This window comes from Rubrivivax gelatinosus (assembly GCF_004340905.1).
Lineage (GTDB): Bacteria > Pseudomonadota > Gammaproteobacteria > Burkholderiales > Burkholderiaceae_C > Rubrivivax > Rubrivivax gelatinosus.
This window is the reverse complement of sequence record NZ_SLXD01000014.1, coordinates 78549-94303: the sequence shown is the minus strand read 5'-3', so window position 1 is coordinate 94303 and position 15755 is coordinate 78549. Positions and strand designations below refer to the sequence as shown.

Genomic DNA, 15755 nt, shown 5'->3' with positions numbered 1-15755 from the left:
AAGGCCTAAAGGTGCATTCCTGAAGTTGCTTTGCGACTTGACGCGCGTTAATATGCTCGCGTCATACACCTTAGTGCCGACCATGAGCTTCCCCTGCCCCTCCGTCCTGGACCTGCGCGGCGTCGCGCCGGCCGAGCGTCACGCCCTCGTCTTCGGCCGCCTGGCCGAGCTGGCCGCCGGCTCCTGCGGCTCGGAAGGCCGCTGCGGCGGCTGAGCGCCCGATGACCTTCGTCGTCACCGAAGCCTGCATCCGCTGCAAGTACACCGACTGCGTCGACGTCTGCCCAACCGACGCCTTCCGCGAAGGCCCGAACTTCCTCGCCATCGACCCCGAGGACTGCATCGACTGCGCGCTCTGCGTGCCCGAGTGCCCGGTGCAGGCGATCTACGCCGACGCCGACGTGCCCGGCGACCAGCAGGACTTCGTGGCGCTGAACGCCGAGCTGGCGCGCGCCTGGCCGGCGATCACGCGCTCGCACGCCGCGCTGCCCGACGCCGAGGCCTGGGCCCCGGTGAAGTTCAAGCGCACCGAGCTGAAGCGCTGAGCGCTTCTCCCCGTTCCCCCCGGCCGGCGCGGCGACGCGGCGGCACCCCGGAGTGCCCGTGACCAAGCTGCCCGATGCCCGCGTGATCCCGATCCGCCCCGTGGCCGCCGCCGCCGGGGCGCCGGAAGTCGTCTCGCTCTACCAGAAGCGCCAGCCGATCTACGCGCGCGCCGTCAGCGGCCGCTACGCCACCTGGCGCTGGGTCTTCGTCTGGCTGACCCAGCTCTTCTTCTACGGCCTGCCCTGGCTGCAGACCGGCGGCCGCCAGGCGGTGCTGTTCGACCTGGACGCGCAGCGTTTCTACCTCTTCGACCTGGTGCTCGTGCCGCAGGACCTGATCTTCCTGGCCGCGCTGCTGGTGCTGTCGGCGCTGGCGCTGTTCTTCTTCACCGCGGTCGCCGGGCGGCTGTGGTGCGGCTACGCCTGCCCGCAGACGGTCTACACCTCGATCTTCATGTGGATCGAGCGCCAGTTCGAAGGCGACCGCCTGGCGCGGATGCGCCTGGACCGTGCCCCCTGGAGCGCCGCCAAGGTCGCCCGCCGCAGCGGCAAGATCGCCGCGTGGACCGTGTTCAGCCTGTTGACCGGCCTGACCTTCGTCGGCTGGTTCACGCCGATCCGCGAGTTCGTGCCGGCCACGCTGCAGGGCGACATCGGCGGCTGGAGCGCCTTCTGGGCGCTGTTCTACGGCGCCTTCACCTACGGCAACGCCGGCCTGCTGCGCGAGCAGATGTGCAAGTACATCTGCCCCTACGCGCGTTTCCAGAGCGCGATGATCGACCGCGACTCGCTGGTCATCGCCTACGACAGCGGCCGCGGCGAACCGCGCGGCGCACGTTCGAAGAAAGCCGACGCCGGCGCGCTGGGCCTGGGCGCCTGCGTCGACTGCACGCTGTGCGTGCAGGTCTGCCCGACCGGCATCGACATCCGCCACGGCCTGCAGAACGAGTGCATCGGCTGCGCCGCCTGCATCGACGCCTGCGACGGCGTGATGGACAAACTCGGCTACCCACGCGGGCTGATCCGCTACTCGACCGAGAACGCGGTGGCCGGCGGCTGGAGCCGGCGCGAGACGCTGCGCCGCGTGCTGCGCCCGCGGGTGCTGATCTACGGCGCGCTGCTCGCGGCGCTGACGCTGGCCTTCGCCGCCAGCCTGGCGCTGCGCAGCCCCTTCCAGTTCGACGTGCTGAAGGACCGCAGCACGCTGGCGCGCCTGGTCGACGAGGGCGCGATCGAGAACGTCTACCGGCTGCAGGTGACCAACCGCAGCGAGCACCCGAAGCAGCTGGCCGTCACCGCCGAAGGCCCGGCCGGGCTGGTGGTCGACGCGCCGACCATCGCCGTCGACGCTGCCGGCGCGGCCCAGGTCGTCGTGCGGCTGCGCCTGCCGGCCGAAGCCGCAGCGCCGCTGGCCGGGCAGTCGGTGCCGGTGACCTTCGTGCTGAGCGAGGCCGCGCACGACGGCGAACCGGCGCTGTCGCGGCGCGAGAAGTCGACCTTCCTCGTGCCGCGCTGAGGCGCGCCCGTCAGGCCAGCGCGCGGCCGATCAGGATGCGCTGCACGTCGCTCGTGCCTTCGTAGATCTGGCAGACGCGCACGTCGCGGTAGAGGCGCTCGACCGGGAAGTCGTTGACGTAGCCGTAGCCGCCGAAGGTCTGGATCGCGGTGCTGCAGACACGCTCGGCCATCTCGCTGGCGAAGAGCTTGGCCATCGCCGCCTCCTTCAGGCAGGGCAGCCCAGCATCCTTCAGCGCCGCGGCATGGTGCACGAGCTGGCGCGCGGCCTCGATCTGCGTCGCCGCGTCGGCGAGGCGGAACTGCACCGCCTGGTGCTCGAAGATCGGCTTGCCGAAGGCGACACGCTCCTTGGCGTAGGCGGTGGCCGCCTCCAGCGCCGCACGCGCCATGCCGACACACTGCGAGGCGATGCCGATGCGCCCGCCTTCCAGCCCCGACAGCGCGACCTTCAGGCCCTCGCCTTCGGCGCCGATGCGGTTCGCGGCCGGCACGCGGCAGCCTTCGAAGACGATCTGCGCGGTGTCGCTGGCGTGCTGGCCCATCTTGTCCTCGAGCCGGGCGACGACGTAGCCCGGCGTCGAGGTCGGCACGAGGAAGGCGCTGAAGCCCTTCTTGCCGGCGTCCTTGTCGGTGACGGCGATGACGATCGCGACGTCGCCGTTCTTGCCGCTGGTGATGAACTGCTTGACGCCGTCGATGACGTAGTCGTCGCCGTCGCGGCGCGCCGTGGTCTTCAGCCCCGAGGCCTCGGAGCCGACCTGCGGCTCGGTCAGGCAGAAGGCGCCGAGCATCGTGCCGCGCGCCAGCGGGCGCAGCCACTGCGCCTTCTGCGCCTCGTCGCCCCAGGCCATCAGGATGCTGCAGACGGGGCAGTTGTTGACGCTGACGATGGTGCTGGTGGCGCCGCAGCCGGCGGCGATCTCCTCCAGGATCAGCGACAGCGCCAGGTAGTCGAGCCCGGCGCCGTCGTACTCGGCGGGCACCGCCACGCCATAGCAGCCGAGTTCGGCGAGCCCGGCCAGTGCCTCGCGCGGGAAGGTGTGGGCGCGGTCCCATTCGGCCGCGTGCGGCGCGATGCGGTCCTGCACGTAGGCGCGCACCGCGTCCTGCACCGCGCGGTGGTCGTCGTCGAGGATCATCGGGTCTCCGGTCTGGTGTCGAACGGCCAGCCTAGCCCAGGCCTGACGTGCGCGGCATCCGGATTCAGCCCAGCAGCGCGGCCAGCCGGCGCGTGTTCTCGGCGCAGACGGCGCGGAACCCGGCGCTGATGCGCTCGTCGGCCGCGGCACGCTGCCAGAAGGCCAGCGCCACCGGCGCCGCCGCCTGCCAGGCGGCGGCGTCCTGCGGCAGCGGCAGCTCGGGCCGGTACTCGCGCGGCGGCAGTTCCACGCCGCGGGCCGGCGCGTAGAGCATCGGCAGCATGTCGTAGACCGGCGCGATGCGAAGCGGCACAGCGCCCTCTCCAGGCCGGAACGACAGGTTGCCGTCGTGCATGTCGGTGTTGGCCAGCAGCCGGCCGAACTGCCACAGCCGTGCCAGCGCCTCGGCGTCCTGCGCGGCCAGCCAGCCGCGCGCCGCCAGCGCCCGCCCGGCCTCGGCCCAGGAGCGCCCCGCGAGGCCGAAACACTCGCCGTTCAGCGCGCCCCAGGACAGCAGCCCCGAGCGGCCCAGCGCGCCGTGGCGGTCGAACCGTTCGACTTCCAGGAAGGTCCGCCCGCCGGCCTGCACGATGCGCGAGACGGCCGCCGGCAGGCCCAGCGCCGGCAGCACGCCGCCGGCGAGGTGTTCGCAGACCAGCAGGTCGGCCCATCGCCGTGTGCCGGGCGAATCGTCCGAGCCGCTGAACTTGACGAGAACCGCCTGCGGCCGACCGTCTGCGCCGTCGCGCCAGGCCGTGAACTTGGGGAACTCGCCCCCGGCCGAAGAGCCCGGCAGGCCAGCGGCCATCGCGGCGTCGGCCTGCGCGGGATAGGCCTGCGCCAGCGCCGCCTCGCGCAGCGGCGCCTCGGCCTCGCCGGCACGCACCGCGCGCACGCGCTGCAGCCAGCGCCGGCAGGCCGCTTCGCCGACGATCAGGTCGCCGGGTGCGTCCTCGCCGAGCAGCGACAGCGCGTGCAGCGTGTCGTCGTCGCTCCAGGCCGCCGGGTCCTCGGCCACCTGCAGCGTGGCCGCGTGGTGGCGCGCGAAGGCGCGGCCGAGGAAGCCTTGCGGCCGCAAGTCCTGCAGCGGGTACGGCAGGCCGTCGAACCAGCCGTCGCGGGCGGCCTCGTCCAGCGGCCAGCCCAGCGGCTGCAGCATCTCCAGTGCCGAGCCGTCGGGCGCCGTCAGGTGCAGCCAGGCGATCTGCTGCGGCGTGCCCTCGGCGTCGACGCGGTAGACCGGCAGCGGCGCCGCCTGCCCGCGCAGCGCCCGGCGCGCGGCGTACTGGGTGCGGCGCGCGGCACCACGCACGACGAGCTCGTCGCCCGCGGCGCGCACGGCCCGCATCAGCGTCGCGCGGCTGATGCCCAGCTGTTCGGCGAGCGCGCCGGCCGCTTGCCGGCCGCGGCGCCGCAGGAAGTCGACGATCGGGAGCACGATGAAACGATCCTCGTCGCCATCAAATCTTTTGGCGACAAGGCATTAGAGCACTTCACGGGCCCCGCGTGAAACGATTTATGAAACGATCAACCGATCAGGTAATAAGCCGCCGTCGAACCGCGCCGTGCCTTGGCCTTGGCCAGTTCATCGCGCGCGACGACGCGGCAGTGCACCTCGTCGGGGCCGTCGAAGAAACGCATCGCACGCCCCCAGCTGAACATCTGCGCCAGCGGCGTGTCGGGCGTCAGGCCCATCGCGCCGAAGACCTGGATCGCGCGGTCCAGCACGCGCTGGTGCAGCTGCGCGGCGACGAGCTTGATCGCCGAGACGTCGATGCGCGCCGCCTGGTTGCCGGCGCGGTCCATCTTGGCGGCGGCGCGCAGCACCAGCAGCCGCGCCTGGTCGACCTCGACACGCGAATGCGCGATCCAGTCCTGGATGTTGGCGAAGTCGGCCAGATGGCGGCCGAAGGCGCGGCGCTCCAGCGCGCGCTCGCACATCATCTCGATGGCCAGCTCGCACTGGCCGATCGTGCGCATGCAGTGGTGCACACGCCCCGGGCCCAGGCGCGCCTGGGCGAGCGCGAAGCCGCTGCCCTCTTCGCCCAGCAGGTTGGCGACCGGCACGCGCACGTCGCGGTAGACGATCTCGCAATGGCCGTCGGGCGCGAGGTGCGACAGCACCGCGACGTTGCGCACCACCTGCACGCCCGGCGTGTCCAGCGGCACGAGGATCATCGAGTGGCGGCGGTGGCGGTCGGCGTCGGGGCGCTCGTCGGTGACGCCCATCACGACGGCGACCTTGCAGTTCGGGTGCGCGGCGCCGGTGGAGAACCACTTGCGGCCGTTGACGACGTAATGCTCGCCGTCGCGGCGGATCGTGGTCTCGATGTTGGTGGCGTCGGAGCTGGCGACGTCGGGCTCGGTCATCGAAAAACACGAGCGGATCTCGCCGGCCAGCAGCGGTTTCAGCCAGCGCTCGTGCTGCTCCGGCGTGGCGAACAGGTGCAGCAGCTCCATGTTGCCGGTGTCCGGCGCGTTGCAGTTGAAGACCTCCGAGGCCCAGCCGATGCGGCCCATCAGCTCGGCCAGCGGCGCGTACTCCAGGTTGCTGAGCGCGGTGCCGGGCTCGTCGGCCTTGAGCCCCGGCAGGAAGAGGTTCCACAGGCCGAGCTCGCGAGCGCGCGCCTTCAGCGGCTCGACGACCTCGGTCGGGTAGCGGCCTTCGTCGGCGATGCGGTGCCAGTCGCGGTTGCGTGGCAGCACCTCCTCGTCGAGGAAGCGGCGCAGCGTGCGCTGCATCTCCAGGTTCTCGGGGCTGTATTCGAAGTCCATCGTGGTGCTCTCTCGGGGGTCAGCGCGCCGGCCAGGCGGCCAGCGCGGCGGCGAGCGTCGTCGCCGTCGGGGGTTCGGGGGTTCGCGCCGCGGTGCGCGAGAAACGCGGCGCCGGCGCCGGCTGCATCACGCCGCCGGCCTCCAGCCAGTTGCCGCGTGCGGCGTTGTGCGAGTGATGCGGCGCCTCGTCCCAGTCGAGCACCGGGGCGAAGCAGGCGTCCGTGCCTTCGAGCAGCGCACACCACTCGGCGCGCGTGCGGGTGCGGAAGACGGCGGCCAGCCGGTCCTTCAGCTCGGGCCAGCGCCCGGCGTCGAGCTGGGCGTCGAAGGCCGGGTCGTCGAGCCCGGCGCGGCGGCGCAGCTCGGCGTAGAACTGCGGTTCGATCGCGCCGACGGCGATCGGCTTGCCGTCGGCACAGTCGTAGCAGGCGTAGAAGTGCGCGCCGCCGTCGAGCATGTTCTCGCCGCGCGGGCGCGACCACAGGCCTTGCGCCTTCCAGCCGACCATGAAGGCCGACAGCAGCGCCGCGCCGTCGCACATCGCGGCGTCGACGACCTGGCCGCGGCCCGAGCCGCGCGCTTCCAGGAGCGCCGCGAGCAGGCCGACGACGAGCAGCATCGCGCCGCCGCCGAAGTCGCCGAGGTAGTTGGCCGGCGGCACCGGCGGCCGGCCGGGCACGCCGATGGCGGCCAGCGCGCCGCTGATCGCGATGTAATCGATGTCGTGGCCGGCGGCCTGCGCCAGCGGGCCGTCCTGGCCCCAGCCGGTCATGCGGCCGTAGACCAGCGAGGGCCGGCGCGCCAGCACCACGTCCGGCCCCAGGCCCAGGCGCTCCATCACGCCGGGGCGGAAACCTTCGATCAGCAGGTCGGCACGGGCCGCCAGCGCCAGCGCGGCGGCGGCGCCGTCGGGGTCGCGCAGGTCCAGCGCCAGCGCCGCGCGGCTGCGGGTCGTGACGTCGCGCGGGTCGGGCTCGACACCCGGGCGCGTGATGCGCAGCACCTCGGCGCCCAGGTCGGCCAGCAGCATCGCGGCGAACGGCGCCGGGCCCAGGCCGGCGAACTCGATCACACGCAGGCCGGCGAGCGGGCCGCTCACAAGCGCTCCACGATGGTGACGTTGGCCAGCCCGCCGCCTTCGCACATCGTCTGCAGCCCCCAGCGCCCGCCACGGCGGCGCAGCGTGTGCACCAGCGTCGCCATCAGCCGCGTGCCCGAGGCGCCCAGCGGGTGGCCGAGCGCGATCGCGCCGCCGTGCACGTTGAGCCGCGCCGGGTCGGCGCCGGTGGCCTGCAGCCAGGCCAGCGGCACCGAGGCGAAGGCCTCGTTGACCTCGAAGCAGTCGATGTCGGCCAGCGCCAGCCCGGCCTTCTGCAGCGCCGCGGCGGTGGCCGGGATCGGCGCCTCCAGCATGATCACCGGGTCGTGGCCGATGACCGTCATCGTGTGGATGCGCGCCAGCGGCGCCAGCCCCAGCGCCCGCAGGCCACGTTCGTTGACGACGAGCACGCCGCTGGCACCGTCGGCGATCTGGCTGGCGTTGGCGGCGGTGATGCTGCCGCCTTCGCGCAGCAGGCGTACGCCGGCGATGCTCTCGGCGCTGGCGTCGGCGCGGATGCCTTCGTCATGCGCCAGCGGCTCGGCCTCGGTCGTGCCGTCGGCGCGGCGCACGGCCAGCGGCAGGATCTCGGCGGCGAAGGCGCCGTCGCGTGTCGCAGCGGCAGCGCGCTCGTGGCTCTGCAGCGCCCAGGCGTCCAGCGCCGGCTTCGCCAGGCCGTACTTCGTGGCCAGCCTCTCGGCGCCGGTGAACTGGCTGAACTCGGCGCCCGGGTAACGCGCCGCGATGGCCGGGCTGAGGTAGTGGCCGAAACCGGCCTGGCGCGGCAGCTCCATCGGCAGGCCCATCGGCACCCGCGACATGCTCTCGACGCCGCCGGCGATGACGCAGTCCATCGTGCCCGACATCACCGCCTGCGCAGCGAAGTGCAGCGCCTGCTGCGACGAGCCGCACTGGCGGTCCACCGTCGTGCCCGGCACCGACTCGGGCAGCGACGAGGCCAGCACCGCGTTGCGCGCGACGTTGGCCGCCTGCTCGCCGACCTGGCCGACGCAGCCGAGGATCACGTCGTCGACCGCCGCCGGGTCGATGCCGCAGCGTGCGACCAGCGCGTCGATGACCTGCGCTGCCAGCTCGGCCGGATGCCAGCCGCTCAAGCGGCCGTTGCGGCGCCCGCACGGGCTGCGCAGCGCGGCGACGATGAAGGCTTCGGCCATGGCGGGCTCCTCGAATGGTCTGCGAGCCATTCTGCGGCGCTGGCCGGCGGCGCGCCGTCACCATGGCGACGCTGGCCCGCCTGCGGGTCGAGGCGGACAATGGCCGCATGCGCCCTGCCCCGTTCCCACGCCGCATCGCCGCGCTGGCCCTGGTGTTCGCCACCGCCGCGGCGCAGGCGTCGCCCTGGTTCGACGCCGGCGCCCGCCCCGGCCCGCGGGCCCACGAAGCCGTCGCGCTGCTGGCCGCCGCACCCGAGCACGGCCTCGTCGCCGAGGACTACCGCGTCGCCGCGCTGGCCCAGGCGCTGGACGCCGCAGCGCACACGCCCTCGCGCGAGGCCGCCATGCGGCTGGAAGCCGAGCTCGACGCCGCGATGCGCCGCTACCTGGCCGACCTGCACCAGGGCCGGCTCGACCCGCGCACGCTGTACCGATCGCTGACGCTGCCCGAACGCCCGCCCTTCGACGCCCGCGCCGCGCTCGACGCCGGCCTGGCCGCCGGCTCGCTGGCGCTGGCCGTGCGCCGCGCCGAGCCGCTGCTGCCGCAGTACGCCGAGTTGCGCCAGGCGCTGGCGCGCTACCGCACGCTCGAACACGACCCGGCCTGGGCGGCACCGCTGCCGCCGCTGCCGCAGGCCGGTCGCACGCGCAAGCTCGAACCCGGCGCCGCCTGGCCCGGCCTGCCGGCGCTGGCCGCGCGCCTGGTCGCGCTCGGCGACCTGCCGGCCGGCACCCGCGCCGGCCCGGTCTACGCCGAGCCGCTGCTCGGCGGCGTGCGCCGCTTCCAGCAGCGCCACGGCGTCAGCGCCGACGGCGTCATCGGCGCGGCGACCTTCTCGCGGCTGGAGGTCAAACCGGCGGCCCGCGCCGCCCAGCTCGTGCTGGCGCTGGAGCGGCTGCGCTGGACGCCGCTGCTCGAATCGCGGCGCATGGTGGTCGTCAACATCCCCGAGTTCGTGCTGCGCGCCTACGAGGTGCAGGACGGGCGCATCGACATCGCCCAGCGCATGCGCGTCGTCGTCGGCCAGGCGCTGGACAAACGCACGCCGCTGATCGACGCCGAGCTGCGCGCCGTCGAGTTCAGCCCCTACTGGAACGTGCCGCCGTCGATCGTGCGCTCCGAGACCCTGCCCAAGCTGCGCCGCGACCCGGGCTACCTGACGCGCGAAGGCTTCGAGTTCGTCGCCGCCGACGGCAGCGTGCACGGCGAGGTCTCGGCCGAGGCGCTGGACGCGCTGGCCACCGGGCGCTGGCGCATCCGCCAGCGGCCCGGGCCGCGCAACGCGCTGGGCGACATCAAGTTCGTCTTCCCCAACGCCGAGCAGATCTACCTGCACCACACGCCGTCGACGGGGTTGTTCGCGCGCGACCGGCGCGACTTCAGCCACGGCTGCGTGCGTGTCGAGGACCCGCTGGCGCTGGCGATGTTCGTGCTGCGGGACATGCCCGACTGGCCCGAGGCGCGCATCCGCGAGGCGATGGACGCCGGCGAGTCGCGCACGCTGCGGCTGACGACGCCGGTGCGTGTGCTGATCGCCTACGGCACCGCGCTCGTCAAGGACGGGCAGGTGTTTTTCTTCGACGATATCTACCGTCAGGACCCGCGCCTGCAGGCCGCGCTGCGCGAACGCGCCGCGCCCGCCGCCCGCGCCGACTGACGACGAGGAGGACCATGATGCGCAATCAGGACCGCCGCCGTTTCCTGCGCCACGGCGCCAAGCTGGCCGTCGGCGTGCTACCGGTGGCCGCCGCCACGCGCCCGGCGCTGGCCGCGCTGCCCGGCCCGCGTGCGCTGGCGATGAAGCACACCCACACCGGCGAGTCGCTGGACCTGGTCTACGCGGTGGACACGCAGTTCGTGCCGGCAGCGCTGGGCACGCTGAACCGTTTCCTGCGCGACCACTACAGCGGCAGCGTCGGCGTCATCGACCCGCAACTCTTCGAGCTGCTGCACCGCGTGCGCGGCCTGCTCGGCACCGAGAGCGCGGTCTACGAGGTGATCTCGGGCTACCGCTGCCCGGAAACCAACGACCGCTTGCGCAACACACGCGGCGGCGGCGTCGCGCGGCGCAGCCTGCACATGGACGGCCGCGCGATCGACGTGCGCCTGAAGGGGGTGCCGCTGAAGGAGCTGCGCGACGCGGCGCTGTCGCTGCAGGCCGGCGGCGTGGGCTACTACGAGCAGGAGCGTTTCGTGCACCTGGACACCGGGCGCGTGCGCCACTGGTGACGTGAAAACGCCCGGCCAGGGCCGGGCGTGGTCAGTCGCGGGTGCGGCGGATCAGGCCGCCGTCGGGAAGCCGCCGCTGGCCCAGCGCCGGCCGTCCTTGGCGATCAGCAGCGTGTCGACGCCTTCCAGCGTCTCGGCCAGCGCCAGCGATCGCTCGGCGCCCATCACCATGAAGGCGGTCGACAGGCCGTCGGCCTGCAGCCCGGTGGGCGCCAGCACGGTGACGCTGGCCAGCTCGGTCGGCGAGTCGCCGACGGCCGGGTCGAAGATGTGGTGGTGGCGGAAGTCGGCCGAGAACACCGTCTCGTAGTCGCCCGAGGTCGACAGCGCGCGGCCGTCCATCGCCAGGCGCGCGGCCACGGCCTGGGCGTCGCGGGGGTCGCGCACGCCCAGCATCCAGGGGCGGCCGCCGTCCTTGGCGCCGAGGGTCGCGAACTCGCCGGTGTCCAGCAGCGCGTGCTCGATGCCGTGGCGCACGAGCGCGGCGCGCGCCAGGTCGGCGGCGTAGCCCTGGGCCAGGCCGTTGACGGTGACGCCCATGCCGGCGTCGGCCAGCGTCACGCGCTCGGGCGACACCTGCAGCCGCTGCCAGCCGACCTGCGCGCGCGCGGCGGCGATCGTCGCCGCGTCGGGCAGGCCGCCGGCGTCGTGCGCGGCCTCGAAGGCACGCCACAACGGCTGCACCGTCAGGTCGAACGCACCGCCGGTCAGGCGCGACAGCTCCTGGCCGGCCTGCAGCACGGCCACCAGGCGCGCGTCGGGCGAGTCGAGCACGCCGTCGCGGTTCAGGCGCACGAGCTGGCTGCCGTCCTGGCGCAGGCTCATCAGCGCATCGACCGCCTTCACCTCGGCCAGCGCGGCGTCGATCGCGGTGCGCGCCGTGGCCGCGTCGGGATGCAGCACGGTCAGCGTGACGGTGGTGCCGAAGGCACGGGCGCTGCCTTCGTGGCGCGCCAGCGCGGCGGTGGCCGCCGGGCCGGCGTCGCGGCGGCTCCAGGCCAGGGCCCCGAGGGCGCCCAGGCCCAGCGAGGCGGAGATCAGGGTGCGTCGCTTCATCAGCATCGTGTTTCCTTCGCGCACGGCGATCAGTACAGGACCTCGTGCCAGCGGCCGCCGGCGATCAGGGTCTGGCGCAGCAGCGCCCAGCGGCCGGGTGCGCCGGCGATGCGCGCCAGCGCGACCTCGGTGCTCGACCTCAGCGCCTCGGGCCCGGCGACGTAGACGTGGGTGCGCTCGTCCTCGAGCAGGCCGCGCAGTTCGTCGGCGTTGTCCTCGACGCTGCGGCCCAGCGCCGGCAGCACACTCAGGTGCGGGCGCTGGCTGACGGCCTGGAAGGCCTTGAAGCTGGCCTCGTCGTAGTACTGCGCGATGTCGGCGTTCTGCTCGTTCATGTAGAGCATCTCCAGGCCCGAACGTGCGCCGTAGAACAGCCGCACCGGGCCGTCCCAGGTGCCCAGCGTCTCGTAGATGCGGCGCACCAGGCCGCGGAACGGCGCGATGCCGGTACCCATGCCGATCATGATCATCGGCGAGTGCCGGTCCGCGGGCACCGGGAACGGGTGGCCGACCGGGCCGCTGAACTCGATGCGATCGCCGGGTTTCAGGTCGCAGAGGAAGTTGGACGCGACGCCGGGATGGCGCTCGCCGTTGAAGTCGTCGATCTCGTGGCAGCGGCGCACCAGCAGCGCGAACTCGGTGCGCTCGGGATCGCTGACGTCCAGGTCGGCCAGCGAGTACAGGCGCTCGTGCCAGGCCTGGCCGTAGCGGCCGGGCACACGCAGGCGCAGGCACTGGCCGAGGCGGATGTCGAAGGACGGGTCGTGGGTCTCGAAGACGAGGTGGTGCACGTCTTCGGGCGAGTCGGCCGGCGTGATGCGGGCGCTGGAGACCAGCGCGGCGCTCAGCTGCGATGCGGCCACGGGGGCGTCGGTGAGGATCATGGCAGGGTCTCTCAAAGCGGGCGCGGCGGGGCGACGGGAGCCTCGGCCGGCTGCTCGCAGGGCTGGCCGCAATGGCCGCAGCCGCCGGCGCAGCCGACCTCGCGGTACGGGCCGGTCTCGGGGTGGCGTTCGGCATAGCCGCGCGTGATGCGCTGCACGACGACCCAGCCGAGCAGCAGGCCGGCGATGGCGCCGAAGGCGACGAGGTAGTTCAGCATTTCAACCGCCCAGGCCGGCGAAGCCCATGAAGGCAAGGGACAGCACGCCGGCGAGCATCAGCGTCAGCGCCGAGCCGCGCGCGATCTCGGGCACCTCGACGAGCTGCAGGCGCTCGCGCAGGCCGGCCATCAGCACCAGCGCCAGCGTGAAGCCGGCGCCACCGCCGGCGGCGAAGGCCAGCGACTGCCAGAGGCTGTAGTCGCGAGCGGTCTGGATCAGCGCCACGCCGAGCACGGCGCAGTTGGTGGTGATCAGCGGCAGGTAGATGCCCAGCGCGCGAAACAGCGTCGGGCTGTGCTTCTTCAGCACCATCTCGACGAGCTGCACCGCCGAGGCGATGACGACGATGTAGGAGATCAGGCGCAGGAACTCCAGCCCGAGCAGGCCCAGCAGCCAGTTCAGCGCGAACGCGAACAGCGAGGCCACGGCCATCACGAAGGTCGTGGCCACGCCCATCGGCAGCGCCGTGCCGAGCTTGCCCGAGACCCCGAGGAAGGGGCACAGGCCGAGGAACATCGCGAGCACGAAGTTGTTGGCCAGCAGCGCGCCGATGAAGACCTGGAAGACGGTGTCGTGGGCCATCTCAAGCTCCGGTCGCGGCCGAGGCCGGGGTGGCGCCGGTGGCGGCGAGGCGGCGCTTGCGCTTTTCCCACCAGGCGAAGAACAGCAGCCAGGAGCCGAGCACGAAGAAGCCGCCCGGCGGCAGCACCATCACCACCCAGGGCTGGAATTGCGCGCCGAACAGCGCCACGCCGAACAGCGTGCCGGCGCCGAGGATCTCGCGCACCGCGCCCAGCGCGAACAGCCCGAGCGTGAAGCCGGCGCCCATGCCCAGCGCGTTGAGCATCGCCGGCAGCGGCGGGTTCTTCGACGCATGGGCCTCGGCGCGGCCGAGGATGATGCAGTTGACGACGATGAGCTGGATGAAGGCGCCCAGCGCCTCGTAGAGCTTCAGGCTCACGGCCTGGATCGTGTAGTCCACCACCGTGACGAAGGTGGCGATGATCACGATGTAGGTCGCGATGCGCACCTCCTTGGGCACCAGGCGGCGCAGCAGCGACACCAGCGCGCAGGAGGCGACGAGCACGAAGGTCGTCGCGACGCCCATCGACAGCGCGTTGATCGCCGACACCGTGACGGCCAGCGCCGGGCACATGCCCAGCATCATCACGAACACCGGGTTCTGCTTCCAGACGCCTTCGGTCAGTTGCTCCCAGGCGCCGGTGATGCCGGCGGGCGCGCCGGCGCCTTGTGCGTGGTCATGACTCATGGAGCTCTTCCGATCTGCTCGAGCTTCGGGACGATGCGCGGCAGCAGGGCCTGCGCCGCCTCGTCGATGCCGCGGCCGACGGCGCGCGAGGTGACGGTGGCGCCGGAGATCGCGTCGATCTGCCAGGGCTGGGTCTTGGTGCCGTGCTTGACGGTGGTGATGGCGTTGGCCAGCGCCTTCATGTCGGGCGCGAGGCGCGCGTCCAGCGCCTCGAAGTTCTTCAGGAACGCGGCGTCCTTGACGATCTTGTCGCCGATGCCCGGCGTCTCGCGGCTGCTGACGAGCGCGAAGCCGACGACGCACTGGCAGGCCGGCTTGTAGCCGAACATGATGCGCACGGTGTCGGCGTAGCCCTTGGCCGCGCCTTCGGCGGCGATGCCCATCAGCGCGCCGCTGGCGTCGTAGGCGGCCTGGAACGGGCGCGCGCCGGCCGGGGCGCCCTCGGCGCCGCCGGCGACGACGCTGCCGTCGGGCAGCGCCAGGTACGACACCGTCTTCCGCGCGCCGGGCAGCACGCTGGCCACCGCACGTTCGAGCGCGATGCGGCGGTTCTCCTTCACCGCCGGCAGGCTGCCTTCGTAGGCGGTGACGATCAGCAGGCCGCAGATCGCGGCGACGAGGCCCAGCGTCGCGATCATCGCGAGCGTGGGCGTCGGCGGGGGCGGCGGCAGGGCCGCCGGGGACTGGGGCGCGTTCATTTGCGGGGTTTGTTGATCGGCATGCGCTTCTTCGGCGTGGTGGCGCCGGCTTCCTCGCGCGAGATGTACTCGGGGTGCAGCGCGTAGCTGGCGCCGCGGCGCGGGCGCAGCAGCCCGCTCTTGCCGAAGGGGCGCGGCTGCGTGAAACGCTCGATCAGCGGCGACGCGGCGTTGCCGATCAGGATCGCGTACATCACGCCCTCGGGCAGGCCGCCGTAGTAGCGGATCAGCACCGTCAGCACGCCGATCAGGCCGCCGTAGACCCACATGCCGCGCGGCGTCACCGGCGAGGTCGCCATGTCGGTGGCCATGTAGATCGCGCCGAGCATCAGGCCGCCCGAGAACATCATGAAGAACGGGTCCGGGAAGCGCACCGGGTTCCAGGCGTACAGCGCGAACGCGGTCAGGCCGGCGCTGCCGAGGATGGCCGCCGGGATGCGCCAGTCCAGGTAGCGGCGCAGCGCCAGATAGGCACCGCAGACCAGGATGAGCAGCGGCGACGGCCCCACGGCCATGTGGCCCGACAGCGAGGACAGCAGCTGCAGCGGGTCGGCGGCGACGCCTTCGAACTTCCACTTCGCCAGCGGCGTGGCGCCGGTGATGCCGTCCAGGTGCAGGCTCTGCAGCCAGGCAGCGGTATCGGCCGGCATCATCAGCGGCCAGGCCAGCGTGCTCGGCACGAAGCTCGCGAAGCGGCCGTCCAGGAACGACGGCGTGTAGGTGGCGATGGCCACCGGGAACGCCGCCTGCACGAAGGCACGGCCGACCAGCGCCGGATTGAAGACGTTGAAGCCGATGCCGCCGAACAGCGCCTTGCCCAGCGCGATGGCGACGATGCCAGCCACCGCGCCCATCCACAGCGGGAAACCCGGCGGCAGCGACAGCGCCAGCAGCAGGCCGGTGATGACCGCCGACCAGTCGGCGAGCGTGCCCGACTGGGTGCCGGTCTTGACGAAGAAACGTTCGGTGGCCAGGCAGGCGGCGGTGACGACGGCCAGCGAGGCCAGTGCCGACAGCCCGTACTGGTAGACGAAGAAGGCGCACACCGGCAGCAGCGAGCCGACGACGTTGCGCATGATCTGCTCGACGCTGCGCTGCGTCTTGATGTGCGGCGCGCTGCGGATCTCGATCGTGGTGCTCATCGTGT

At 72.9% G+C, this 15755-nt stretch carries 17 protein-coding genes; 5 read left to right on the top strand and 12 right to left on the bottom strand.

The features are described from left to right. Positions 1–82: 82 nt before the first annotated feature. Genes EV684_RS19945 through ccoG form a run of 3 tightly spaced genes read left to right on the top strand, consistent with a single transcriptional unit; the run spans position 83 to position 2061 of the window. Positions 83–214, top strand: a complete 132-nt coding sequence (locus EV684_RS19945; protein ID WP_132649101.1) for a DUF2249 domain-containing protein — start codon at positions 83–85, stop codon at positions 212–214. Between the two features lie 7 nt (positions 215–221). Beyond that, the gene (gene fdxA / locus EV684_RS19940) at positions 222–545 is read left to right on the top strand and encodes a ferredoxin FdxA (protein WP_132649100.1); all 324 of its coding nucleotides are present in this window, start codon (positions 222–224) and stop codon (positions 543–545) included. Between the two features lie 58 nt (positions 546–603). Continuing rightward, entirely contained in the window at positions 604–2061 is a 1458-nt protein-coding gene (gene ccoG, locus EV684_RS19935; protein ID WP_132649099.1) for a cytochrome c oxidase accessory protein CcoG, read from the top strand. Positions 2062–2071: 10 nt separating this feature from the next. On the opposite strand, the gene EV684_RS19930 is transcribed toward ccoG, so the two are convergent. The 5 genes from EV684_RS19930 to EV684_RS19910 all read right to left on the bottom strand — a co-directional run bounded on the left by EV684_RS19930 (position 2072) and on the right by EV684_RS19910 (position 8251). Then, positions 2072–3202, bottom strand: a complete 1131-nt coding sequence (locus EV684_RS19930) for an acyl-CoA dehydrogenase family protein (RefSeq protein ID WP_132649098.1) — start codon at positions 3200–3202, stop codon at positions 2072–2074. 64 nt (positions 3203–3266) lie between these two features. Beyond that, positions 3267–4640: a type II toxin-antitoxin system HipA family toxin YjjJ gene (gene yjjJ / locus EV684_RS19925; RefSeq protein WP_132649097.1), complete on the bottom strand. Its 1374-nt coding sequence runs from the start codon at positions 4638–4640 to the stop codon at positions 3267–3269. 89 nt (positions 4641–4729) lie between these two features. Then, positions 4730–5977 carry an acyl-CoA dehydrogenase family protein gene (locus EV684_RS19920; protein ID WP_132649096.1) on the bottom strand — a complete coding sequence of 416 codons (1248 nt, stop codon included), beginning with the start codon at positions 5975–5977 and terminating at the stop codon, positions 4730–4732. Between the two features lie 19 nt (positions 5978–5996). After that, complete coding sequence (locus EV684_RS19915; RefSeq protein WP_132649095.1) at positions 5997–7076, bottom strand: CaiB/BaiF CoA transferase family protein; 1080 nt, start codon at positions 7074–7076, stop codon at positions 5997–5999. Then, positions 7073–8251, bottom strand: a complete 1179-nt coding sequence (locus EV684_RS19910) for an acetyl-CoA C-acetyltransferase (protein WP_132649094.1) — start codon at positions 8249–8251, stop codon at positions 7073–7075. Before EV684_RS19910 ends, EV684_RS19915 begins: the two co-directional genes overlap by 4 nt. Before the next feature lie 107 nt (positions 8252–8358). On the opposite strand from EV684_RS19910, the gene EV684_RS19905 reads away from it, so the two are divergent. Together EV684_RS19905 and EV684_RS19900 are read left to right on the top strand one after the other, a co-directional pair. Then, complete coding sequence (locus tag EV684_RS19905) at positions 8359–9909, top strand: L,D-transpeptidase family protein (RefSeq protein ID WP_165908548.1); 1551 nt, start codon at positions 8359–8361, stop codon at positions 9907–9909. Positions 9910–9923: 14 nt separating this feature from the next. Beyond that, entirely contained in the window at positions 9924–10481 is a 558-nt protein-coding gene (locus EV684_RS19900) for a YcbK family protein (RefSeq protein WP_132649092.1), read from the top strand. Positions 10482–10532: 51 nt separating this feature from the next. Here EV684_RS19900 and EV684_RS19895 read toward each other — a convergent pair whose 3' ends face one another. The 7 genes from EV684_RS19895 to EV684_RS19865 are packed head-to-tail and all read right to left on the bottom strand — an operon-like array spanning position 10533 to position 15750. Then, positions 10533–11543 (bottom strand): FAD:protein FMN transferase, encoded by a 1011-nt coding sequence (locus EV684_RS19895; RefSeq protein ID WP_132649091.1) that lies wholly within the window; start codon positions 11541–11543, stop codon positions 10533–10535. A gap of 23 nt (positions 11544–11566) precedes the next feature. Then, positions 11567–12421 (bottom strand): FAD-binding oxidoreductase, encoded by an 855-nt coding sequence (locus tag EV684_RS19890; RefSeq protein ID WP_132649090.1) that lies wholly within the window; start codon positions 12419–12421, stop codon positions 11567–11569. Between the two features lie 11 nt (positions 12422–12432). Continuing rightward, entirely contained in the window at positions 12433–12639 is a 207-nt protein-coding gene (locus EV684_RS19885; protein ID WP_132649089.1) for a hypothetical protein, read from the bottom strand. A 1-nt stretch (position 12640) separates the two neighbouring features. Then, positions 12641–13222 carry an electron transport complex protein RnfA gene (locus EV684_RS19880; protein ID WP_132649088.1) on the bottom strand — a complete coding sequence of 194 codons (582 nt, stop codon included), beginning with the start codon at positions 13220–13222 and terminating at the stop codon, positions 12641–12643. 1 nt (position 13223) lies between these two features. Beyond that, positions 13224–13910 carry an electron transport complex subunit RsxE gene (gene rsxE, locus EV684_RS19875; protein ID WP_132649087.1) on the bottom strand — a complete coding sequence of 229 codons (687 nt, stop codon included), beginning with the start codon at positions 13908–13910 and terminating at the stop codon, positions 13224–13226. After that, entirely contained in the window at positions 13907–14608 is a 702-nt protein-coding gene (locus EV684_RS19870) for an FMN-binding protein (RefSeq protein ID WP_132649086.1), read from the bottom strand. The genes rsxE and EV684_RS19870 overlap by 4 nt, the downstream gene beginning before the upstream one ends. Continuing rightward, the gene (locus EV684_RS19865; protein ID WP_132649085.1) at positions 14605–15750 is read right to left on the bottom strand and encodes an RnfABCDGE type electron transport complex subunit D; all 1146 of its coding nucleotides are present in this window, start codon (positions 15748–15750) and stop codon (positions 14605–14607) included. The genes EV684_RS19870 and EV684_RS19865 overlap by 4 nt, the downstream gene beginning before the upstream one ends. Positions 15751–15755 lie beyond the last annotated feature (5 nt).

What these genes read in the sequence shown, in the direction of transcription:
- EV684_RS19895 (WP_132649091.1), bottom strand. Translation starts at nt 11,543, where the DNA reads ATGCTGATGAAGCGACGCACCCTGATCTCCGCCTCGCTGGGCCTGGGC.
- fdxA (WP_132649100.1), top strand. Translation starts at nt 222, where the DNA reads ATGACCTTCGTCGTCACCGAAGCCTGCATCCGCTGCAAGTACACCGAC.
- EV684_RS19930 (WP_132649098.1), bottom strand. Translation starts at nt 3,202, where the DNA reads ATGATCCTCGACGACGACCACCGCGCGGTGCAGGACGCGGTGCGCGCC.
- EV684_RS19880 (WP_132649088.1), bottom strand. Translation starts at nt 13,222, where the DNA reads ATGGCCCACGACACCGTCTTCCAGGTCTTCATCGGCGCGCTGCTGGCC.
- EV684_RS19920 (WP_132649096.1), bottom strand. Translation starts at nt 5,977, where the DNA reads ATGGACTTCGAATACAGCCCCGAGAACCTGGAGATGCAGCGCACGCTG.
- EV684_RS19900 (WP_132649092.1), top strand. Translation starts at nt 9,924, where the DNA reads ATGATGCGCAATCAGGACCGCCGCCGTTTCCTGCGCCACGGCGCCAAG.
- EV684_RS19865 (WP_132649085.1), bottom strand. Translation starts at nt 15,750, where the DNA reads ATGAGCACCACGATCGAGATCCGCAGCGCGCCGCACATCAAGACGCAG.
- EV684_RS19885 (WP_132649089.1), bottom strand. Translation starts at nt 12,639, where the DNA reads ATGCTGAACTACCTCGTCGCCTTCGGCGCCATCGCCGGCCTGCTGCTC.
- EV684_RS19870 (WP_132649086.1), bottom strand. Translation starts at nt 14,608, where the DNA reads ATGAACGCGCCCCAGTCCCCGGCGGCCCTGCCGCCGCCCCCGCCGACG.
- rsxE (WP_132649087.1), bottom strand. Translation starts at nt 13,910, where the DNA reads ATGAGTCATGACCACGCACAAGGCGCCGGCGCGCCCGCCGGCATCACC.
- EV684_RS19910 (WP_132649094.1), bottom strand. Translation starts at nt 8,251, where the DNA reads ATGGCCGAAGCCTTCATCGTCGCCGCGCTGCGCAGCCCGTGCGGGCGC.
- EV684_RS19945 (WP_132649101.1), top strand. Translation starts at nt 83, where the DNA reads ATGAGCTTCCCCTGCCCCTCCGTCCTGGACCTGCGCGGCGTCGCGCCG.
- EV684_RS19905 (WP_165908548.1), top strand. Translation starts at nt 8,359, where the DNA reads ATGCGCCCTGCCCCGTTCCCACGCCGCATCGCCGCGCTGGCCCTGGTG.
- EV684_RS19890 (WP_132649090.1), bottom strand. Translation starts at nt 12,421, where the DNA reads ATGATCCTCACCGACGCCCCCGTGGCCGCATCGCAGCTGAGCGCCGCG.